Source organism: uncultured Rhodococcus sp., assembly GCF_963525155.1.
GTDB classification, from domain to species: domain Bacteria; phylum Actinomycetota; class Actinomycetes; order Mycobacteriales; family Mycobacteriaceae; genus Rhodococcus_F; species Rhodococcus_F qingshengii.
In genome coordinates this window covers 1-20,841 of record NZ_CAURKP010000064.1, presented here as the reverse complement: position 1 = coordinate 20,841, position 20,841 = coordinate 1, and the positions used below count along the sequence as shown (strand labels likewise).

At 62.7% G+C, this 20,841-nt stretch carries 24 protein-coding genes; 14 read left to right on the top strand and 10 right to left on the bottom strand.

What is annotated here, in order from left to right:
• The first annotated feature begins 38 nt into the window (after positions 1-38).
• The 3 genes from RWT78_RS14970 (at position 39) to RWT78_RS14960 (ending at position 2,101) form a co-directional block, all read left to right on the top strand.
• A complete protein-coding gene (locus tag RWT78_RS14970; protein ID WP_314676449.1) occupies positions 39-557 on the top strand; it encodes a MarR family transcriptional regulator in 519 nt (172 codons plus the stop codon).
• Between the two features lie 121 nt (positions 558-678).
• A complete protein-coding gene (locus tag RWT78_RS14965) occupies positions 679-1,179 on the top strand; it encodes a hypothetical protein (RefSeq protein WP_314676448.1) in 501 nt (166 codons plus the stop codon).
• 10 nt (positions 1,180-1,189) lie between these two features.
• Positions 1,190-2,101, top strand: coding sequence for an NmrA family NAD(P)-binding protein (locus RWT78_RS14960; protein ID WP_314676447.1), 912 nt, complete (start codon positions 1,190-1,192; stop codon positions 2,099-2,101).
• A 42-nt stretch (positions 2,102-2,143) separates the two neighbouring features.
• On the opposite strand, the gene RWT78_RS14955 is transcribed toward RWT78_RS14960, so the two are convergent.
• Positions 2,144-2,392, bottom strand: a complete 249-nt coding sequence (locus RWT78_RS14955; protein ID WP_314676446.1) for a DUF3253 domain-containing protein — start codon at positions 2,390-2,392, stop codon at positions 2,144-2,146.
• A gap of 106 nt (positions 2,393-2,498) precedes the next feature.
• Between RWT78_RS14955 and RWT78_RS14950 the strand changes: the two genes are divergently transcribed.
• Complete coding sequence (locus RWT78_RS14950) at positions 2,499-3,125, top strand: class I SAM-dependent methyltransferase (protein WP_003943146.1); 627 nt, start codon at positions 2,499-2,501, stop codon at positions 3,123-3,125.
• Positions 3,126-3,253: 128 nt separating this feature from the next.
• Positions 3,254-3,721 (top strand): hypothetical protein, encoded by a 468-nt coding sequence (locus RWT78_RS14945; RefSeq protein ID WP_020971317.1) that lies wholly within the window; start codon positions 3,254-3,256, stop codon positions 3,719-3,721.
• Positions 3,722-3,740: 19 nt separating this feature from the next.
• Here the strand turns inward: RWT78_RS14945 and RWT78_RS14940 are convergent, their stop codons facing one another.
• From RWT78_RS14940 to RWT78_RS14930, 3 genes are all read right to left on the bottom strand, one after another.
• The gene (locus RWT78_RS14940; RefSeq protein ID WP_046379623.1) at positions 3,741-4,178 is read right to left on the bottom strand and encodes an SRPBCC family protein; all 438 of its coding nucleotides are present in this window, start codon (positions 4,176-4,178) and stop codon (positions 3,741-3,743) included.
• 96 nt (positions 4,179-4,274) lie between these two features.
• Entirely contained in the window at positions 4,275-4,961 is a 687-nt protein-coding gene (locus RWT78_RS14935) for a hypothetical protein (protein WP_314676444.1), read from the bottom strand.
• Positions 4,958-5,878: a LysR family transcriptional regulator gene (locus RWT78_RS14930; RefSeq protein WP_075834863.1), complete on the bottom strand. Its 921-nt coding sequence runs from the start codon at positions 5,876-5,878 to the stop codon at positions 4,958-4,960. Before RWT78_RS14930 ends, RWT78_RS14935 begins: the two co-directional genes overlap by 4 nt.
• A 95-nt stretch (positions 5,879-5,973) precedes the next feature.
• Between RWT78_RS14930 and RWT78_RS14925 the strand changes: the two genes are divergently transcribed.
• Genes RWT78_RS14925 through RWT78_RS14915 form a run of 3 tightly spaced genes read left to right on the top strand, consistent with a single transcriptional unit; the run spans position 5,974 to position 8,951 of the window.
• The gene (locus RWT78_RS14925) at positions 5,974-7,176 is read left to right on the top strand and encodes a YbfB/YjiJ family MFS transporter (protein WP_314676443.1); all 1,203 of its coding nucleotides are present in this window, start codon (positions 5,974-5,976) and stop codon (positions 7,174-7,176) included.
• Between the two features lie 45 nt (positions 7,177-7,221).
• Positions 7,222-8,250 (top strand): nitronate monooxygenase, encoded by a 1,029-nt coding sequence (locus RWT78_RS14920; protein ID WP_314676442.1) that lies wholly within the window; start codon positions 7,222-7,224, stop codon positions 8,248-8,250.
• Positions 8,247-8,951 (top strand): hypothetical protein, encoded by a 705-nt coding sequence (locus tag RWT78_RS14915; RefSeq protein WP_314676441.1) that lies wholly within the window; start codon positions 8,247-8,249, stop codon positions 8,949-8,951. The genes RWT78_RS14920 and RWT78_RS14915 overlap by 4 nt, the downstream gene beginning before the upstream one ends.
• A gap of 55 nt (positions 8,952-9,006) precedes the next feature.
• On the opposite strand, the gene RWT78_RS14910 is transcribed toward RWT78_RS14915, so the two are convergent.
• Together RWT78_RS14910 and RWT78_RS14905 are read right to left on the bottom strand one after the other, a co-directional pair.
• Positions 9,007-10,842: an acyl-CoA dehydrogenase gene (locus RWT78_RS14910; RefSeq protein ID WP_314676439.1), complete on the bottom strand. Its 1,836-nt coding sequence runs from the start codon at positions 10,840-10,842 to the stop codon at positions 9,007-9,009.
• Between the two features lie 397 nt (positions 10,843-11,239).
• Complete coding sequence (locus tag RWT78_RS14905) at positions 11,240-12,262, bottom strand: zinc-dependent alcohol dehydrogenase family protein (protein WP_007735612.1); 1,023 nt, start codon at positions 12,260-12,262, stop codon at positions 11,240-11,242.
• A 134-nt stretch (positions 12,263-12,396) separates the two neighbouring features.
• On the opposite strand from RWT78_RS14905, the gene RWT78_RS14900 reads away from it, so the two are divergent.
• Positions 12,397-13,293 (top strand): helix-turn-helix transcriptional regulator, encoded by an 897-nt coding sequence (locus tag RWT78_RS14900; RefSeq protein WP_003943063.1) that lies wholly within the window; start codon positions 12,397-12,399, stop codon positions 13,291-13,293.
• Between the two features lie 27 nt (positions 13,294-13,320).
• On the opposite strand, the gene RWT78_RS14895 is transcribed toward RWT78_RS14900, so the two are convergent.
• A complete protein-coding gene (locus RWT78_RS14895) occupies positions 13,321-14,529 on the bottom strand; it encodes an MFS transporter (protein WP_314676438.1) in 1,209 nt (402 codons plus the stop codon).
• A gap of 178 nt (positions 14,530-14,707) precedes the next feature.
• Between RWT78_RS14895 and RWT78_RS14890 the strand changes: the two genes are divergently transcribed.
• Both RWT78_RS14890 and RWT78_RS14885 read left to right on the top strand, forming a co-directional pair.
• Positions 14,708-15,793 carry a sorbosone dehydrogenase family protein gene (locus tag RWT78_RS14890; RefSeq protein WP_003943262.1) on the top strand — a complete coding sequence of 362 codons (1,086 nt, stop codon included), beginning with the start codon at positions 14,708-14,710 and terminating at the stop codon, positions 15,791-15,793.
• Between the two features lie 109 nt (positions 15,794-15,902).
• Complete coding sequence (locus RWT78_RS14885) at positions 15,903-16,307, top strand: DUF4259 domain-containing protein (RefSeq protein WP_042448139.1); 405 nt, start codon at positions 15,903-15,905, stop codon at positions 16,305-16,307.
• 25 nt (positions 16,308-16,332) lie between these two features.
• On the opposite strand, the gene RWT78_RS14880 is transcribed toward RWT78_RS14885, so the two are convergent.
• Complete coding sequence (locus tag RWT78_RS14880) at positions 16,333-17,016, bottom strand: SDR family oxidoreductase (protein ID WP_042922931.1); 684 nt, start codon at positions 17,014-17,016, stop codon at positions 16,333-16,335.
• Between the two features lie 77 nt (positions 17,017-17,093).
• On the opposite strand from RWT78_RS14880, the gene RWT78_RS14875 reads away from it, so the two are divergent.
• Positions 17,094-17,702 carry a TetR/AcrR family transcriptional regulator gene (locus RWT78_RS14875; RefSeq protein ID WP_214660268.1) on the top strand — a complete coding sequence of 203 codons (609 nt, stop codon included), beginning with the start codon at positions 17,094-17,096 and terminating at the stop codon, positions 17,700-17,702.
• 94 nt (positions 17,703-17,796) lie between these two features.
• Here the strand turns inward: RWT78_RS14875 and RWT78_RS14870 are convergent, their stop codons facing one another.
• Positions 17,797-18,762 carry a hypothetical protein gene (locus RWT78_RS14870; RefSeq protein ID WP_042448142.1) on the bottom strand — a complete coding sequence of 322 codons (966 nt, stop codon included), beginning with the start codon at positions 18,760-18,762 and terminating at the stop codon, positions 17,797-17,799.
• Positions 18,763-19,045: 283 nt separating this feature from the next.
• Between RWT78_RS14870 and RWT78_RS14865 the strand changes: the two genes are divergently transcribed.
• Entirely contained in the window at positions 19,046-19,942 is an 897-nt protein-coding gene (locus RWT78_RS14865) for an SDR family oxidoreductase (RefSeq protein WP_007735622.1), read from the top strand.
• Positions 19,943-19,981: 39 nt separating this feature from the next.
• On the opposite strand, the gene RWT78_RS14860 is transcribed toward RWT78_RS14865, so the two are convergent.
• Positions 19,982-20,608 carry an FMN-binding negative transcriptional regulator gene (locus tag RWT78_RS14860; RefSeq protein WP_314676437.1) on the bottom strand — a complete coding sequence of 209 codons (627 nt, stop codon included), beginning with the start codon at positions 20,606-20,608 and terminating at the stop codon, positions 19,982-19,984.
• A 79-nt stretch (positions 20,609-20,687) separates the two neighbouring features.
• Here RWT78_RS14860 and RWT78_RS14855 point away from each other — a divergent pair.
• The coding region (locus RWT78_RS14855) for a GntR family transcriptional regulator (RefSeq protein ID WP_314676454.1) at positions 20,688-20,841 on the top strand (154 nt) is incomplete at its 3' end.

Here is a 20,841-nt window from a genome sequence, read left to right as displayed (position 1 = left end):
GGGTTGACCAGAATGTAGTTAGGTGCCATATTAGTTGCATGGCAGTGGACGGAACCGATCACGACTCACCCACGTTGGATCAGGCGCGGCGGCAGTTGGAGCACTACGGCCTCGGGTCCGATCCGCAGGCTGTGCTGGTTGCGGTGCGGCTGATCTCGGCGGGCGCGCGGCTCGGTCGAGCAACCGAGGTTCACTTCGCGAGGTATGGACTGTCGACCGGCCGTTACCGATTGCTTGCGGATCTGGAAGACCACGGCGGGGAGAAATCTCCCTCGCGACTGGCCGCTGATCTCGGCGTCTCGCGAGCCACGGTCACCGGCCTGGTCGACGGCCTCGAGCAGGAGGGTTTGGTCGCTCGGCGTCCGTCCGCGGAGGACGGGCGTGGTGCGGTGGTCGTCCTGACTGCTCGCGGCGCTCAGCGTTTACGTGACATGGCGCCCGAACACTTTGCTCGTCTCGAGGAAATGGTCGACGAGCTCACTGTCGACGAGCGTGCGGTTTTTCTGGATCTGCTCTCGCGGGTCGTTCGCGGTATCGGTGCGCTGACTGCGGAGTAGTCGGCTGGGATTCCAGGCATTCGTGTAGCGATTCGAATCGTCGTCAATTCTCGACAAAGGCTTCTCCCTCCATGCCCGAATAGTTAGCCACCTAATTATAAACGGAAAGTTGGTCTCCTTCATGTCCGGACTCACCCCACCGATCCGTCGCGAAAACAAAAGGGAGATAACCGATTCCAATCGATTCGACTCGGTTGCCGATCGTCGCGGCGCACGACCTTTCATCCTGTGGAGAGAGGTGCTGGTCGCCTACCTTGCCCCTGCGCTGATGGCGGGTGCGGGCGGAGTCGCATCCGGCCAATCGGGCCTCACGATGGCGGCATTTACGTCCATTGCGGGCACGTCGGCAGTGGTGGCGTTGCTGATCGGCTCCTGGCTGCAGCGTCGCGGGAGGTCACGGCCGTGGACCACGGCCCTGCCTCGCATCATGGTGGCGGCAATTCTTGCCGTCGGAGCCGCTGTGATTGCTGGTCTCGTCGGGTGGTTCGCCTCCCGTTGGCTACCAGCTCACACGAGCGTGGTCGACACTGCTTGGCTTGCTCGCCTGCAACTCGATCTACCGATATCTGCCGCTGTCGCTGCCGTCATCGTCAGCTGGCGATGGCGCCGTCAGAATCCCTGACAGACAACACATGTCAACGATCCCCGGCTTCCCGGGGAAGACCGAAAGGAACACGATGATCGTCATCATGGGAGCGTCCGGAACCACAGGCGGCGCGTTGCTACACAGTCTCGCATCCTCGGGTGTGCCGAGCCGAGCGCTGTCCCGCGACCCGGACAGGCTGAGCGCCCACCTCGGCGACTTGGCCGACGGTTTGGTCGAAGTAGTGCCGGCCGATGCCGCAGACCCAACTTCGCTACGGACGGCTTTCAAAGGGGCCGAACAGCTTTTCCTCGCCATGGCCAACGGACTCGAACAGGTCGAACTCGAAACGCGTGTGTTCGACATAGCCGCCGAGAGCGGCGTCGAACACATCGTCAAGATCTCCGACCCCGCCGCCGCGGCCGACTCCCCCATCGCTCTCTCCCGCGGCCACCACGCTGTCGGTGAACACCTGCGCGCATCCGGGATCCGCCACACTCTGCTCCGCCCTTATGCGTTCATGCAGAATCTGTTGCTCCTGGCTCCGGCGGTGGCTGCGCAGGGGGTGATTCTGGGCGCGATGCGGGACGCGCCGTGCAACTGGATCGACTGCCGAGACATCGGTGACGTCGCCGCGGCCGTGCTCACACGCGCCGACCTCGCCGGCGGTACCTACGTCCTGACGGGCAGCGAGGCAGTCGGCTACGGCGGCATCGCCGATTCTCTGACCCGCATGCTCGATCGCCCCGTCCAATATATCGACCTGCCACCGCACGAACTGCGGCAAAACCTCGTCGATCATGCCCACATGCCTCCGTGGCTGGCCGAGCACATTCTGGAGATCCAGCAACTTGCCGTCTCGCGCCCGGAGTCACCCACCGACACGGTGGCACGTGTCCTGGGGCGTGAGCCACGAAGCCTGGATGCGTTCCTGCGTGAGCATCTGGACCGTTTCCGCTGATTCACGCTGCGAGAGCAGTGCCGCCAGAAGTCACGCGGTTGATCAACGAGCCCACCGAATCCTGATCGGACCTCGTACGGATTCCGGGTCGACGACTTCGCCGCCCTGGGTGATCTGTACTTCGCCGTCGGCCACCATGCGGCGGGCAGCCTCTCGGACGGGTTCCATCAGCGGCCGCCAATCGTCGGGTGCCGCTGCGCGGGCCACGTCGGAGGGGCAGATGCTCGACTCGGCTGATCGGGCACTGAGTAGCTCGCGGATCTTCGCCGTCAGTTCTTTCTCTTTCACCATGTGACCTCAGTTTTTCGGTCGAGACCGTAGGCCTTCAACAGAGTATGCACCTTCGGTTCGGCGAGTTGTGGTGAAGGAATAGTGCACATCGATAATCATTGACGGCGTGGATAATTCGAGTGCAACGCGCCGCGACGTAGTCCGAGATTCGTATTCGGCCAGATCCCAGGAGTACACGGACCTCTTCGGCTCGATGGATTCGACGCACGTATCTGATCGGGCCCTGGTGACCAGCTGGGCTGCCACTTTGACCGGCCCCGTGCTCGACGCCGGGTGCGGGCCGGGGCAGTGGACAGACTTCCTGGCCCAGGCCGGGCTGGCTGTGAGCGGGATCGATCTCGTGCCCGAGTTCGTCGAACGAGCACGCAACCAATACCCGGATCTTTCCTTCGAGGTCGGGGGCTTCGAGGCGTTGGACGCGAAAACGAATTCACTGGGCGGCGTGCTGTCCTGGTACTCGCTCATTCACCATCACCCGCAAGATATCGAGGCACCGCTCGCTGAATTCGCGCGCGTGATCCGCCCAGGTGGTGGGTTGCTGGTGGGCTTCTTCGAAGGCACAACGGTAGAGCCTTTTGATCATGCCGCGACGACTGGTTATCGATGGCCGGTGACCGAACTTGCCGAGGTGCTGGTCACAGCGGGCTTCGACGTGATCGAGACCCATACCCGGACGGGGAGCGGCTACAGGCCGCACGGCGCAATCACTGCCAGCCGGCGCGGCGTCGAATAGCGGATCGAGACAGCCGATCGAGACAGGGCGAGCAATTCTCTTTCATTCATTTCGTGTGAGTGGTGTGCTGGATGAGTCACTCCCCGGCTTTTTCAGCACCGGATCATCCACAGTTGAAAGAAGGCGCCATGACCACGATCCATCTTCACAAGACGACCACTGCGACGCCCGAACAGGTCCTTGCCGGCCTGACCGACTTCGGCCCGGGCCGTGAGGAAATCTTCGGCCGCAGTGCGGACAGCTACCTGAAAGTGCACCAACAAGGACCCCACGATGCTGATGTCACCGAGGGCTCCAGTGGTATCTGGGAGCGTCTGCACTACGACTGGACCGACCCGCACCGCGTCGTGATGACAACCACCGACTCCAACCTGTGGGGCGGGGCGTCGAGCCATACCTACACGCTGACCCGGCAGCCAACGGGTCTGACCGATGTCGACGCCGTCGTGGTCCGGGACGGCAAGAACCTCAAGGGAAAGCTCCTGGCGTCGGTACTCGGACTCGTCGGCACCCAAGTGCTGGGAAAGTCGTTCACGAAGTCCATCGATGCCATCGAAGCTCGCAACGGTGGCGCGAGCGGCGGCAACACACAGTGACAAGAACCTGACGGACTTGTCAGAGCGCTTCGAGGGCTTCCGTCATCTTCTTCACCGTCTCTGGTGCCACTTTGGCTTCGAATCCCGCCTTCAGGAGAGGCGACGCAATCTTGGCGGCACCGTTGAACTCGACGTTCGCGTGATATTCGATCTCGGTCGAGTTCGGACTCACTGAAGTCAAGGTGATGTCGTCGGTACTGGTGGCAGTCTTGTTCTTTCCTTCGAGAACAACGTGATTCAGCTCGTCGGTCACCAGCGTGTACGTCAGTTCCGTGGTGACGCCGAACAGCTTGGACACGTTGTGCCACTGGGTTCCGACGCCGACAGGGCCGTCGGAGATCTGCGTGCAGCTCTCGGTGCCCGGATCCCATGTCGGCGCATTGGCGAAGTCGCGGAGAAACGCCGCAGCCTTTTCGATCGGTACCTCGGCGGTGAATTTGCGGGTGACGTCAACCATGCGGTGGGCCTTTCGGTTCATTTTTCGGCGGCAGTGCCGCGGTGAGAGTTCGTTCCGACGTCCGGGCTACCCAAACTCGACAAACGGTAACCACCTTCAGAAGACTGCGCGGTCCAGTGGACGCGGAAGCGGATCGAGTGCGCCGGTCTCGCGCAGGCGCTCGTACGCCCGAACGACCCCATCGACGGCCCCGATCTGTAGCAACACGCCGCCCGGTAACGCGGCAACGCCTGCTGCGAGGTCACCCGGGATCGCGTCAGCGCGAGCGGACGAGAGGTAGCCGACTCGTCCGATCACGGGATCACCGACGCGATAGTCGGACTCGTCTTCGAGAGCGTCGAGGATGTTGTCGTCGGTGACGTCTCCGAAGTCCGGTTCCCACTCCGCGGCGAGCATCCGAAGTAGTTCTGTCTCAGGAACTTCGGCGGTGTCCGGCGCGCTGACGGCAAGAATCATCGACTGAAGGACGATTTCAGGTTCGCCGCCCGCCAACCCGGAGAGTTCGAGCCCCCATTCGGGCCCTCCACTGGATGCGAGCCTCAATCCGATTCCCAGACGATCCGACCAGTCTTTGGCGGCCTGCGCGTTCTCGAGGACCTGCGCCAACTGGTCGACGGTCACGGCAGTAGCAGGTCCAGCGGAATGGATCTGTTGCCACGACCCGCCGACCACCTCGGGCAACAGGAATTCGACTTGCTCCAACGTCCGACGCCACCGGGAGGCCACGGCCTGCACCGATTCCGGCCGTCGTCCCCAGAAAACTCGAATAGCGCGTCGTGTCATCGAGTCCTCCGGTAAGGATCGTCCATGGGTAGCCATATCCCGTCTTCGTGGATTTCGAGATCAGTGACGCCGCGGGTGAGAGCGTCGACGGCCGCGAGAACTGCAGGGCGCGTTTCGTTCTCGCGGCACAGGAGTGACCACGTCCAGATCGCCGCGGGGTCGATCACCGCACGTGCAGTGAGATCGCTTGGCAACGTGATGGTCTGCCCTTTGGGCGAGTTGACGACCGGACGGCCGACGGCACGGACGTGATCGAAGAATGCCGGACCGGTGATACCACCGTCGTTGATGCGCAGGATCTGTGCGCCGGTATCGCGAGCGAATTCTTCGGCGTAGACGTTCCACGAATACCAGGAGGTGGTGTCGTCGTCGACGAGTACGACGACGTCGCGGGCTCGCACCGGTGTGGTGTCCTCTCCGGTGGAGACCGCGTACAGCCGATCCGCACCGAGCAGTCTTGCGCTCAGAGCATGTTGGGCGACATCGGTTTTCCGCACCCAGGCGATCGCCAGGTCGAGGCTGCCGTCCGCTACCCGCGCGGCCTGCGCGTGCGAAGGCACCACCCAGGCGTCGACGTGCAGTTGCGCGACCCCTGAAGTGCGCGCGATCAGATCCGTGGGGAGCCAATTGACGTAGCCGATCCGGACGGGCTCCGCTCCGGACAGACGCTCCGCGCGGCGTCGCAGATTCTCGGCACTCTCGAGTAGCGCACGGACATCAGGGAGCAGGGCCGCGCCGGCTGGCGTCAGAGCGACGGAACGACGGTCGCGGACGAACAGCTTGACGCCGAGGTCGCGTTCGAGTGCCATGATCTGCTGCGACAATGACGGCCCGGCTATCAGTAGCCGCGCCGCGGCTCGGCCGAAGTGCAATTCCTCGGCGACGACCTCGAAATATCTCAGCTGACGCAGCTCCACGATCCTTCATGCTACGTGCGGTGGGAGGTTGTGCCTATCAGTCAGGAGCAAAGCGGTCGTGGCGGTCCGGCGGGGCCGGGGCACACGATAAGACCATGACCACAATCCACAACGGCGTCTCCCCGCGAGCGCACGCTGTCCAAGCTGCCGCTGCGCTGGCGGCGAGCATGGGAATCGGTCGATTCGTCTACACACCGATTCTGCCGTTGATGCACACGCAGGCCGGTCTGTCCGCCTCGCTCGGCGCCACCCTGGCGACGGCCAACTACATCGGGTACCTGATCGGCGCGCTCGCGGGAATCCTCATTCCCGGCGTGGTGCGCTCGGCAGCGGTGATGCGTACGTCGTTGGTGGTCCTCATCGCGACTTTGGCGCTCATGCCCACTACCCACGACGGATCCATCTGGTTCGCCCTGCGGCTCGTCGCAGGCATTGCCAGTGCCCTCGTCTTCATGATCGCCGTCAGCGCTTTGCACGCGCACCTTCGGGGGCAGTCCCAATTCCTGGCCGGATGGGGATTCGGCGGAGTTGGGTTGGGTATCGCCCTGTCCGGGGTCCTCGTGTTGGTCGTCCGCTTCGTCGGCACCTGGAGCACTGCCTGGCTGGCATCTGCGGCCCTTGCAGTGGTGAGTGCGGTCGCAGCCTGGGGATTGACGCCGGAACCGCGTCCGGTCATCACACCGGACGCGTTGGGAACTCCCAGTTCCCAACGCGGGTTCACTGCCTTGTTCATCAGCTATTTCCTGGAAGGCATCGGCTACATCATCGCGGGCACGTTCCTTGTTGCCGCAATCGATCTCGCCGCTCCAGAATGGGTCGGCAGCGGCGCTTGGATAGTGGTCGGTCTGGCCGCATTTCCCTCATGCGCCCTGTGGGCTTGGCTCAGCCTGCGTTGGTCGAGGCCGACTCTGCTTCTCGTTGCCCTGTTGATTCAGGCGGTGGGCATAGCGCTTCCTGCTGTGATCGGAGGCGTCGGCCCCGCACTGATTTCAGCTTTCCTGTTCGGTGTCACCTTCCTTGGTATCGGGTCAATTGTGTTGGCAATCGGCGCGCACCTGCAGTTCCCACGCGCCGTGGCGTTGCTGACCGCTGGATACAGCGTCGGTCAGATTCTCGGCCCACTCGTTGTCACTCCGTTGCTGCGAGACGGGTATCGCGACGCTCTGCTGTTGGGTGCGGCCGTCGTTCTGGGCGCGGCAGTGGCCGCCGCGGTTTTGCGGTTCCGATTCCCTTCCGATCTCGATGCGGACCCTCGGACAGCCACCTCGACTGAGGAGGTAGTTTTTGATGTCAGATGACGAAACCGCCGGAGCACTATCCGACGTAGGACTGGAGATGTTCGAATGAGCGCACTCACAACCGATCTCGACCTGAAGGTCCCTGTCATCGCAGCGCCCATGGCCGGCGGCGCTTCCACACCGGCACTTGTTGCTGCTGCCTCTCGCGCAGGCGGTCTCGGCTTCCTCGCCGCCGGGTACAAGACGCCTCAGGCTCTGTCCGAACAGATCGACGCCGTGCGCGCCGAGGGAGTGTCGTTCGGTGTCAACGTCTTTGCGCCCAACCCGGTGCCTGTCGATGTCGATGCCTACCGTGCCTACGCCAGGGCGATCCAGGTCGAGGCGGATCGCTACGGCATCACACTGGCTGACGGTGAGCCTGTCGAAGACGACGACTGTTTCGCGGACAAGATCGATCTGCTCCTGGCCAGCCCGGTTCCGGTGGTCAGCTTCACCTTCGGCTTTCCCGCACCGGGCGTCATCAAGGCGCTGCGCGCTGCCGGTTCACTTGTCGTCCTCACAGTGACTTCGGAGGCAGAGGCGCTCCTTGCCGTCGACGCCGGTGCCGATCTGCTTGTGGTGCAATCGTCGGCTGCCGGCGGCCACTCCGGAACGCTCACTCCCCTGCAGGTTCCGGCAGAAACACCGATCACCGAATTGATCGCACAAATCCGTCACCGCACGTCGGTTCCGCTATTGGCGGCCGGTGGACTGGCGACCTCCGCCGACGTCGCTGCTGCCTTACGTGCCGGAGCGGACGCGGCAGTGGTCGGTACCGTACTGCTGCGCACCGAGGAGTGTGGTGCCTCGGCTCCGCACAAGGCAGCTCTGGCCGACACGTCACGCGGGAACACATTCGTCACAAGAGCTTTCACGGGACGTCCCGCACGAGCACTTCGGAACGAGTTCATCGATCGCTACGACGCACAAGCGCCCATCGGGTACCCGGCCATCCATCACCTGACCAACCCGATGCGCAAAGCCGCTGTTGCGCAAGCAGATCCCGAGCGAATGCACCTGTGGGCTGGTACTGGCTATCGCCACGCGACGGAGGAACCAGCCGGGGTAGTGCTTTCGCGATTGGCTAACCTGTGACGGCGCGGACACCGGAAGCCGCATTGCCCGAGGTAGTGACATACGACGGGTTGCCCGGGTCCGCCGGTGGTGCACACTCGCTTCGAGTCAAGCGTCCCGACGTGGCATTCCAACGCCTGCAGACATTTCTGGAAGCCTGCATCGAACCAGTGTCGTTGCCGTCGTGGAGATTAGAGATCCGCCAGGGCGGGCAACCCGCGCCGACCGCGCAATTGACAGAGCTTGCCACCGGGATCCTCGGTGGGCCCAGCTACAAAGCGCAAACCCATACCGAATGGAACGTCCCACCGGGTTCTGTCAACGAAGCGCTCGATGCCCTTGTTGGTTCCGATGCGGTCACAACCCACGGACGTTCTTTGGTGGCACTGACCTGCAGCACGCCCGTACGCCTGATCGACCCCAACACGCGCGCGCCGTACCCCGACATCACCCCCGACGCGTTCGGCCGTTTTGCCGTGGATGGATACGGCCGGACTCTGGGTGAGTCAGGCATACGCGCAACCCTTGGCAACGCGGCATCCTCACTGTCCCTGTGGCTCAACCTGCCTGCAGACGAACGGTTGTCGTCCGGTGCTCGTCACCTACAAGACCATCTCCCGTTCCGGCTGTCCGCGAAGCACTGGCGTCTCTGGCGGCCGAACCGGAGCGGAGACTCGTATCGTTCCAACAAGATTCCGTCGCCGGTTCACGACCACGTTTGAATCACGCAGCAAGCATTCCGAGTTGCGCACCACCCATACCGCGCGTGGCACGTTGTCAGAATGCGTCTTCCTCGAGTTCCATGATCTCGTTGTCGAGGGAACCCAGGATTTCTTTGGTCGACGCCAGGACGGGCAGGATGTTCTTGGCGAAGTACGACGCGATCACCACCTTGCCCCGATAGAACGACCGGTCCTTTGCCGACGCGTCACGGTCCAAGGCTGCCAACGCGACTTCCGCTTGCACCAACAGGCGCCATCCGATGAGCAGGTCGCCTACCGCGTACAGAAAGCGCACCGAGCCGAGGCCTATCTTGTACAACTCGGAGGGTTGGTCCTGGGAAGCCATCAGATACCCGGTGAGCGTCCCGGCCATCTCCTGCACGTCGGTCAAGGCGGTCTCGAGTAGGACTCGCTCGGCCTTGAGTCGACCGTTCCCGGCCTCACTGTCGATGAACTCTCGTATGCGACCGGCTACGTGAGCGAGTGCAACGCCGCGGTCGCGTGCGATCTTTCGAAAGAAGAAGTCCTGCGCCTGGATTGCCGTGGTGCCCTCGTACAGGGTGTCGATCTTGGCATCGCGGATGTACTGCTCGATGGGGTAGTCCTGAAGATAACCGGAGCCGCCCAGGGTCTGCAGGCTCTCGGTGAGCAGTTCGTAGGCCTTCTCGGAGCCGACGCCCTTGACGATCGGCAGCAGCAGATCGTTGACCCGCGCCGCCAATTCGGCATCCGCACCCGAAACCAACTCGGCGACATCGGCATTCTGGTGTGCGGCGGTGTAGAGGTAGACCGCTCGGAGGCCTTCGGCGTAGGCCTTCTGCATCGCCAGGCTGCGTCGGACGTCGGGGTGGTGCGTAATGGCCACGCGGGGCGCGGTCTTGTTTGTCAGCTCGGTGAGGTCTGCGCCTTGAATTCGTTCTTTTGCGTACTCGAGGGCGTTGAGATAGCCGGTGGACAGTGTTCCGGTAGCCTTGGTGCCCACCATCATTCGAGCATTCTCGATGACCTGGAACATCTGGGCGATACCGTTGTGGACATCACCCACGAGCCAGCCGACGGCAGGAACGTCCGTCGCTCCGAAGGTGAGCTCGCAAGTTGGGGAAGACTTGAGGCCCATCTTGTGCTCGACGCCGGTGACGTACACACCGTTGCGCTCTCCCAGTTCAAGTGTCTCCGAGTTGAAATGGGACTTCGGAACGTAGAACAGGCTCAAACCTTTGGTTCCTGGACCGGCGCCCTCGGGCCGGGCAAGCACCAAGTGGAAGAGGTTCTCGGCCGTGTCTCCGACGTCGCCGCCGGAGATGAACCGCTTGACGCCCTCGATGTGCCACGTGCCGTCGTCCTGCGCGATTGCCTTTGTTCGGCCTGCGCCTACATCGGATCCCGCGTCTGGTTCGGTGAGCACCATCGTCCCGGCCCATCCGCGCTCGAATCCCTCTTTGGCCCAATGTTTTTGCTGTTCGTTCCCGATGGTGTAGAGCACGCTCGCCATCAGTGGACCCATGTTGAAAAAGCTTGCGGATCCGTTTGCCGCGACCAACATTTCGCCGATCGCCCAGACCAACGGTGCAGGAGCAGGAACACCACCCATGCCTTCTGGTAGGCCGAGTCGCGACCAACCGGCCTCGTTCACCGCCTCGACCGTCTTGCGTAGAGGTTCCGGGACCACAACTGCGTGATTGGGTGCGTCGAATTCGACAGGGTTCCGATCCGCGTCGGCGAAGGACGCGGCGACCGGGCCTTCTGCCAGTCTCGCTACTTCCGCAAGAATGTTGCGCACAGTGTCGGTGTCGAGGTCCCCGTAAGCGCCGGCATCCAACAGTTCGCCGATCCCGAGCACCTCGAACAGATTGAACTCGATATCACGCACGTTGCTTTTGTAGTGACCCATTGTTCTCCGACCTTGGTTCGTCAGCAATACGATTCGTCAGCAGATACGGCTCGTCAGCAGTACACAAGAAAGCCTGCCCCACAAGGAATTCAGTACGCAACCGTAGGTAGGGACGAGTGCCGTTGCTACAAAGTAGCGCCGAGTCGCTCTCAATGAAACATTCACTCGTACAATTGGTTTCCGCTGGTGGGGGCGCATATCAGTCGCGTAGCGTCCTCTACGATCAAAGCAGCTGCGCACCAATTGAAGTGCCCGTCCTCACCTTCGGCATCATACGCATTCGGTGTGATCGGTGAACATGCTGATCGGTCGACCAAGAGCGCCTCTCGTTGGTAGCCGAGACGTTCCTCGACCGGCGTGTAGAGCCCAGTTCTGTCTCGTGAGCCTTTGGTATCGGTCAGAGGGTGAGTAGCACTTTGGTGGCGCGCCGCTCGTCCATCGCCCGGTAGCCTGCGGCGGCGTCCTCCAACGGGAGAGTGAGGTCGAAGACGATGCCTGGGTCGATCTGGTCGGTCATGATGAGCTCGATCAGTTCGGGTAGGAATCGCCTGACCGGCGCGGGACCGCCGAGCAGGCTCACCGTCGCGAAGAACAGGTTCATGCCGTCGAGTTCGACGCCGTGGGATACCCCGACGTAGCCGACATGTCCGCCGGGGCGGGTAGCTCCGATAGCCTGCATCATCGATTCTTGGGTACCTACGGCTTCGACGGTCGAGTGGGCGCCGTAGCCGCCGGTGAGTTCCTTGATCTTCGCGATGCCCGCGTCGCCCCGCTCTTCGACGATGTCGGTGGCGCCGAATTGTGTGGCGAGTGCCTGCCGGTCGGCGTGACGTGACATGGCAATGATCCGCTCGGCGCCGAGTTGTCTGGCAGCGAGGATCGCCAAAAGTCCGACTGCGCCGTCGCCGACGACGGCGACCGTTTTGCCAGGTCCGGCTTCCGCAGCTACGGCGGCGAACCAACCGGTGCCGAGTACGTCGGAGGCTGCAAGGAGGCTGCGGGCCTGCCGCTCGGTCGGCTCTCCGTGGACAGGGACGAGGGTGCCGTCCGCGAGCGGGATGCGAGCGTATTCGGATTGGGTGCCGACCGAGCCCATCATGACCTGGTGGATACAGCGAGACTGAAAGCCCGCCTCGCAGATTTCGCAGGTGTTGTCCGACGCGACGAACGAGCCCACGACGAAGTCCCCAACTTCGATGTCGTTGACGTCAGGGCCGACCTGTTCGACGACGCCCACGTATTCGTGTCCCATCGGCGTCGGGCCATTCAGCTTTTCGATGCCGCGATACGGCCAGAGGTCGGAACCGCAGACGCAGGTGGCTGTAACGCGAATGATCGCGTCGGTCGGTTCGACGATCACCGGCGCTTCGATCTCTTCGACCCGGACGTCGCCGGGGGCATGCATGACGACAGCGCGCATGACGTGGCTCCTCACCATCGGTTTTCTCGTGTCACTTCAACCTGATCACGATTTGGCGGCGTGCGGGAGTCCCGCGCGATAGTGGTACTGCGAGGGACTCCCTCGCTACCGGTCACTGACTTACGCTCGATGGCATGGACGATCGAGCGCAAGTACGCGAATTCCTGACCTCGCGGCGCGCCCGAGTCACGCCCGAACAAGTTGGACTTCCGGCCGGATCGAACCGCCGCGTGGACGGTCTACGTCGAAGTGAAGTGGCAACCCTCGCCGGCGTGAGCGTCGAGTACTACACGAGGCTCGAGCGCGGAGCGATCAGCGGCGCATCGCCGGGTGTACTCGACAGTATCGCGAAGGCCTTACGACTCGACGACGCCGAGCGCGCCCACCTTTTTGATCTCGCGCACGCGGCAAGCCCGGTAGCCAGACCCCCGCGTCGGCGAAATGCGAAGGGCTGGAAGCCCCATCAGAGCCTGCAGTGGGCGCTTGATGCAGTCACCGCGGGACCCGCTTTCGTGCGGAACGGTCGCATGGATCTTCTTGCTGTCAACCCACTCGCGCGTGCGTTCTACAAGGACCTCTACGACATGCCGGGGCAGCGCCCGAACATCGCGCGCTTCACGTTCCTCGACGAAAGGGCTTTCGAGTTTTATCCGGACTGGAACGAGTTTGCCGAGGTGACCGTCTCGATTCTGCGAACCGAGGCCGGGCGAGATCCTCACAACAAGGAATTGCACGATCTGATCGGTGAACTCAGCACTCGGAGTGAGGAATTCCGGCGTCGGTGGGGCGCGCACGACGTCCGCCATCACGGCACCGGATTCAAGACATTTCACCACTCCGCCGTGGGGGAGCTGACGCTTGCCTTCGAAGGTTTGGAGATGGCCGCCGAGCCGGGGTTGACGCTCACGATCTACACCGCAGAGCCGGGATCGCCGTCCGCGGAACGGATGCAGTTACTCGCCTCGTTGGCAGCCAGTGAGAATGCGGACTCTTCGCCTCACGTGTCGGAGCGGTCGCTGACGGACGGCTGACGAACTGCGCGACGGTTGATCGGGTCGTCAGTTGACGACTTCGACGGTGGTGCGCTTCGTGCGTTCCTTGCGCAACAGGATTATCAGCGGCAGAAAGTAGAGAGCGGCAACGCCGGTGCCTACCAACACCGGCCCAGTGGCGCCGAGACTCGAGGCGAACGCAAACCCGGCGATCCAGGAGCCGACCGCCGTGCCCAGATTGAACGACGAGGTGCTGAGAGCAGAGGCCATCGTCGGCGCCTGATCGGCATAACGCACAGCCATCCCGATCAGGATGGGATTGGTCGACATGCCGAACAGTCCCAGCATGACTACGAGAAACACCGTCACGATCACGTTGTGCGAGAAGAGGCAGAGCGCCCCGAGCACGAGAAACGTCATCGCTGCCGAGACGAACAAGACCCCGTACTGATGCTTCGCACCGAGTCGACCGCCGAGATTGGAGCCGACGAACGCGCCGAGTCCGTAGCCGACAAGCACTAGCGGCACTGCCGACGCAGCAAGTCCCGTGTTCTCGGTCAACAGCGGAGAGATGAAGCTGTACGCCGCCAGCGACGACCCGCACACGACGGCGCAACCGGGCAGAACGAGCCAGATGCGTCCGTCCCGTAGGCTCGCGATCTCCGCTCGCCAGGACGGCACCGCACCGGATTCGGTGTCGGCGGGTACCAATCGGTGGACGACGGCCGCGGCAACGAGTGCGAGGGCGGCGAGGGCCCAGAAAGGACCGCGCCAGCCGATGGTCTGACCGGCCAGAGCGCCGAGCGGAACACCGATGACGTTCGCGAGCATGCCTCCACCCAAGACGATGCCGAGCGCGCGCGAGGAAGACGCCGGGCCTGCCGCTTTTGCTCCGACCACTGCAGCGACTGCCCAGAAGGCGCCCGTCGCCACGGCTGTGAGGAAGCGGGCGCCGAGAATGAGTCCGAAGTTGGACGAGAGCGCGACGATGACGTGTCCGATCGCGAAAACAATCAGAGCCGAGCTCAAGGTCACGCGTCGGGGAACCCTGAGTGTCAAGATCGCCATCGCCGGCGTGCCGAGGATCATCCCGATCGCGAAGACGGTGATCATCAAGCCGACGTTCGCGATCGACGTCCCGAGGTCACCCGCAATCTCGGGAAGAATGCCGGCGACGACGAATTCGGTTGTGCCCATCAAGAAAACTCCGACGGCCAGCACGTAGATCACGAGCGGCAGGCGGCCGGTTTCTTCGACGGTCGGTGCGGAAATCATGAGGTGGTCAGTTCTCTTTCTGTTGACGACGCGCATGTCGTGGCGCACCCGTCCAGGGCATCACGCCCGTCGCCTGCGAGGGAGTCCCGGTCGTTGGGGGTACTCGAAGGGACTCCCGGTGTGGCCGATTGCGCGCTACCGTCGGCGCAAAGACTGCCTGAACCCGGGAGGCGCGCCCATGACACGACGACAGATCCGAGGGCTTGGCGCCGCAGTGCTCCTTTCGGCCTTCCTGACTGCCTGCGGTAGCGAGGATCCTGAAGGGCCCGGTCCGCAGGCAAGCACGACAACACGATCGGCGCCCGCCGCGGCCTTCGGTGAACCCGAGACCGTCGCCGACGGCTTGGACGCGCCCTGGTCGATCGCATTCCACGGCGATACACCACTTGTCAGTGAGCGCGACAGCGCGCGAATCCTCGAACTCGACGCCGGCGGAAACAGCCGCGAGGTGGGAGTCGTCGACGGCGTCAGCCCAAGAGGTGAGGGCGGTTTACTAGGGATCGCAGTACGTGAAAACCGCCTGTACGCGTACTTCACCGCGAACGGGGAGAACCGGATCGAACGCTTCGACATCATCGGTGCTCCGGGGGAATTCGCGCTCGGGCCGGCCGAGACGATTCTCGACGGGCTCGCTTCGGCCAATTACCACAACGGTGGTCGCATCGCGTTCGGCCCGGACGGGATGCTGTACGTGACCGTCGGTGATGCCGGTAGTCGAGACAGAGCTCAGGACCTCGACTCGACGTCCGGGAAAATCCTTCGAATGACTCCGGATGGCGATGTGCCGCTAGATAATCCATTTCCGAACTCGTTTGTCTACAGCTACGGCCACCGCAACTCCCAGGGCATTGCCTGGACCGAGGACGGCACGATGTACGCCAGCGAGTTCGGGCAGGACACCTGGGACGAACTCAACCGGATCGAAGCCGGTGGCAACTACGGGTGGCCCGAGGTCGAAGGGATTACGGGTGAAGACGGATTCATCGACCCGCTCCAACAATGGTCACCGGATGATGCCAGCCCCAGCGGAATCGCCATCCACGACGGCTCGATCTACATTGCCAACCTTCGTGGTGAGCGACTCCGCATTGTGCCGTTGGCTGACCCCGCGACCGCCGATGAGCAGTTCGTCGACGTATACGGGCGCCTCCGTGACGTTGTAGTCGCACCGGACGGGTCGCTGTGGATACTGACGAACAACACCGACGGACGCGGCGACCCCAACCCCGGTGATGACCGCATCCTTCGCGTGCCGTTGCGCTGATGTCGATTTCCGGCGAACGCAGTACTTCCAGCCCGAGGGTCCTGGCCGAAGCCTGTGATTCACTAATATCTTTACGACAGATGCGCCGGGTACGGATCGGAGAGACAGCATGGGGACTTGGGGTTCAGGACCTTTCGACAACGACGTAGCGGGCGACCTGCTCAGCGCAGTACAGGCGGGTGACTACGACATCGACGATTACGCTAGCCACCCCGATGGCGGTTATCTCGATGCCGATGATGCTCAAACAGCAATCGCCGTCGCCGAGATTCTTGCGGTTGCGCACGGCGTTGCGCCGAAGCCTGTGCAGCTGGATGGAATTGACGCCGCCGGGTACGTCAGCACCTTGAGCCCGGAGCAGAAGAGTTGGGTCCTCGCCGCACTCGAGCGTGCAGTTTCCGACAGTGACACTTCGGAGTTGTACGAGTTGTGGGAAGAGAACGGTCCGGAAGACCTCGCAGCTTGGCGGGCACCGATCCTGAGCAGATTGGCCAGCCTCAAAACGGTGGGGTAAGCGTCACTCGTCTGCAGTCCCTTGCTTACTCGGAGTTCGACGAGGACAGACTCCCCTTGACGTACCGGGTGGTGTCGTCAGCGAGGATCTCGGCGAGCCCGCTTTCGATACCGTCCAGTGCTTGCGCGGCGACGTCGGCAGGATCGATCTTCTGTTCGGCGGGTACGCCAGCGGCCATGTCGGTATCCATGTATGCGACATGCAGTGCCGATACGGAGATTTTGCGCGGCGCAAGTTCTTCTCGAACGGCGTCGGTCATCGCCCAGGCCGCTGCCTTCGACGACGCGTAAGACCCGAGCGCGGCTGGATGGAACCAGGACAGCACCGACAGAACGTTGAGTATTGTTCCGCCGTCGTTGTTTTCGATGACGGGAGCAAACGCCCGGGTCACGGCGAGCGGGCCGTAGAAGTTGACGTCCATCTCTCGTCGAATGTCATCGATGTCGCCCCCGATCAAGGGCGCCGAGGTAGAGATACCTGCGTTGTTGACCAGCAAGGTCACATCCGATGCGATTTGCGCGGCGGCGGTTATCGATTCGGCGTCCGTCACGTCCAACCTCAGGGGGATGGCGCCGGGTAGATCGACAGTTTCCGGATTGCGCGCAGCCGCGTACACCTTTGCGCCGCGCTCGACGAGTCCCGCAGCCAGATGGCGTCCGAGCCCGCGATTGGCTCCTGTGACGACCGCAACCGTCTTGTTCAGGTCCATGATTCTCCCAGTGTTGTGATTGCTCGTGACGTTTAGATTATGAATCAAATCTAAGTGTCGGCTAGGATAGATGTCAAGTGAAATCCAAACTGGAAGGCGTTGTGATGGGCCGCGTATCGCAGCAACAAGCGGAAGAGAACCGTCGGCGCGTCGTGGAAACCGCAGCCCGACTGTTCCGAGAGAAGGGCACCCACCTCAGCGTCGCCGACCTGATGAAGGCGTCGGGGCTGACCCACGGTGGCTTCTACAAGCAGTTCGCGTCCAAGGACGCTCTCATCGACGAAGCGACCACCCACGCCTTCAAGGAACTGGCTCAGCTGCACTCTGCGGGACTCGAAGAGTATGCAGGGCAACGTGACTCCGCCCGAAAAGCTTTGATCGATACCTATCTCTCGGTGGCGCATCGCGACAACCCGGCAGACGGATGCCCCGCTGCTGCGCTCGCCGCCGACATGGCGCGCGAGCCTGCAGACAGCGAGGCCCGTCGGGTGTACACGGAGGGAGTGGGGGATTTTGCCGCAGCTCTTGCCGACGACGAAGCTGTCGGTCTCCTCCGGCTCTCCACCATGCTCGGTGCACTGGTTCTTTCGCGAGCTACCAAGGGTTCCCCGCTCTCCGAGGAAATTCTCGATTCCGCGCGCGTCGAACTGATCAGAGGGCTTCGAGAGCCGCTGTCATCTTCTTGACGGTCTCGGGTGCCCCTGGCCGCGAATCCCGCTTTCACGAGGTCCAGTGCTCGCGGTTCCGAGAGTCGGACTCTCGATATGTCGATTGAACGCTCTAGTTGATTCCGACGACTTCCTGGGCGATCGCTGCGAGTCTTGCCTGGGCAGCGGATACGACGCCGTGTCGGTTCTTGTGCGCTTCCTCGTACGCAACGATGTCCCGCACCTGTGCGGCGTCGGTCAGTTCCTTCACGGCGGAGACGGCTTGGGTGACGTTGAGTTCGTCGAAGTCTTCGATGGGAAGTTCAGTGGGGTCGAGTAGCCCACTCGACTTCCGTACCGAACGGAAGACGTCGGCGGCACCGTCAGCACCTTCTCGGCGAGTGACCTTCTCAGCCGTGGCGATGGCCGCATCCCTACTGGCCGAGAGTGTTTTCACAGTCACGTCACCGGCATATGCGCCCCAGCTGATCAGCTCACCCAGTACCGGCGGTGAGGTGCGAACAGCGTCGATGGCACGGTCGAGACTGCGGGTGGACCAGGAGACCGGAACGTTGACCAGCCGTATCGCCGCGCCGGTGGCAGCTTGCATCGGTGTGCGGCGCAAAGCTGCCGGTCCACCGAGTGCCTCTTCGGCCAAGACAGTCGTGAGCCAGTCCACGGTCGCGGAGTGTGCAGCGATGAGGCGGTCGGCCAACGCCGCGACGGTCTGATCGCCGCCGGCAGTGGCCAGGGCCTTGAGGTAGCGGGAGCGGTCGAGGAGTTGATGTTCGAGCGCAAGGTCGCCCAGTACAGCTTCGTCGAAGGGCTGAGCCTGTTCGACCATCGCTTTCACTCCGGCTGTCGCGCGTCCGAGGAACGGACCGACCAATTCCGGAACGCCACCCAGATCGCGAATCGTGGACTCGATGGAACTCGCCCTTTCACGGCCGTTCTCTGCGTTTTCCGTGAGTTCGCGTCGAACCGCTTCGGTTCTGGCCTGTGCGACGCGCGTTTCGGCGACCTGGATCTCGGTGTGCGTCAGTCCGAGGAGGATGCGTAACTGGGTGATCAAGGCGGACGTGGTTTCGGAGTTGCTCATATCGGGGTCGTCCCTTCGTCGGTGCGTGCTTTACGTGATGTTCAGCTTCTGCTCGACGAGTGCTCCGCGGGTCGCGGAGCCACCGCCGATACGCGGGCTACCCCGACCTACCGCGTAGTAACCACAACGAACAAGTGGGCTCGACGCACCGAGATCGTCGGCGCCAGGACGAGTGAGATCCCGGCCACCCCGAGGTTTCGATTTCTATTCGGCGGGAAGGAGGCATGTGCAGTGCATCCATCCAGAAGCCCGCGAGAAACTGCGTCACCCGAGGAGTATCGATATGCCGGACCAGTACGCAATGCAGGACCCGACCACGCGGTTCCCCGCTCCTGTGCGTGAGCGGCAGGCGGAGATCGCACACCCCGGTCTCACCGCAGACATGATTTCTCCTCCCGACCACGGTGAAAACACCTATCGAGGAAGCGGTCGACTCGAAGGAAGGCGTGCGATTGTCACCGGAGCAGATTCGGGCATCGGACGTGCGGTCGCGATTGCATTTGCCAGAGAAGGCGCGGACGTTGTCCTGAGTTATCTCGACGAGGAAGAACAGGACGCTCGGGAAACCGCTCGCTGGGTCGAGGAGGCAGGTCGCAAAGCCGTCTCGGTGCCGGGAGATCTCCGAAGCGAGGAACACTGTTCTGCTTTGGTCGAAACCGCGGTGCGTGAACTCGGCGGACTCGACATCTTGGTGAACAACGCCGCGTTTCAGATGGTGCAGATGGGCGGCATCGCCGATATCACCACCGAACAATTCGACCGTGTGATGAAAACCAACCTCTACGCACTATTTTGGCTCTCCAAAGCAGCGATCGCGCAGATGGAGCCCGGATCGACGATCGTGAATACCTCGTCCATCCAAGGTGCGTCCCCGTCGCCCGAGCTGCTCGATTACGCCACGACAAAGGCGGGCATCATCGACTTCACCAAGGGACTGGCCGCCGATGTCGCACGAAAGGGAATCAGGGTCAATGCCGTTGCACCTGGACCGATTTGGACGCCACTGATTCCGGCGACGATGCCCAAGGAGAAGTTCGAGACGTTCGGGGACGACGTTCCGCTCGGGCGGGCAGGTCAGCCGGCCGAGCTTGCTCCCGCCTATGTATTTCTCGCCTCTGGCGAATCCAGTTACACCACTGGGGAAGTCATCGGCGTGACGGGTGGAAAACCGCTCACCTGAATGTGCGACTAGACAAGGCGTACGACGACGGCGTAACGGTCAACCGTTGTCGAGGCCCGCGGCGACCATCGCTGCAGCGGTCTCTCGTTCGGAGAATGAGCCCTTCTCCAGACCCCGGATGACGCCGGAGCGATCAGCGGGGGAACGGTTTTGGTTCAACTTCGCTTTTCCGTAGACACGGGCCACGTGCAGTTCGATCCCCACAATCCCTCGCAGCTGCGCATCGACGAACTGCGGCGGCGCGTCGGTGACCTTCCATTCGTTCTCACGGCCGGATTCATGTCGAGCTGTCAGTGCGGTGACGTGCGCACGCAGCCACTGCTCGTCGTCGTGCGCAACCAGTTGGCCGTAAACGTAGAGAACTTCGTAGTTCCATGTCGGGACGACCTTCCCGTGGACGCTCTTGCTCGGGTAGAACTCGGGGCTCACGTAGGCGTCGGCGCCGGGGAGGATCACCAGAGACTCCGATGTCCCGGTGTATCGCCAATGCGGATTCGACCGGGCGAGATGCCCCTCCAACACGTTTCCTTCGGCGTTGTACAGCAGTGGCATCGACGTGACTTCGAGGGTCTCGGGGCCCGGTGTGACCAGGTGTCCGAATCCACCGGCGCGGAGAGAGTCGGCGACCGCGTCGTCCGAGAGGCGGAATTGTCCGGGCAGTATCATGTGTCTCCTCGCAGATTTTTTGTCATGTGACAATGTGACACAGCGTGGAGGTTTTGTCATGTGCTAATAGAGTGAGCCTGTGACCAGCACTGTGGCGGACCAGGTGAGGCTCTATGTCGTCCGCGGGACCGCGGGCGAGATTTCCGAGGGCATCCGCAATCTCATCAGTGCTGGGGTACTGGCTCCAGGGGATGCGTTGCCGCCCATACGGGCCTTGGCCGACGATCTCGAGG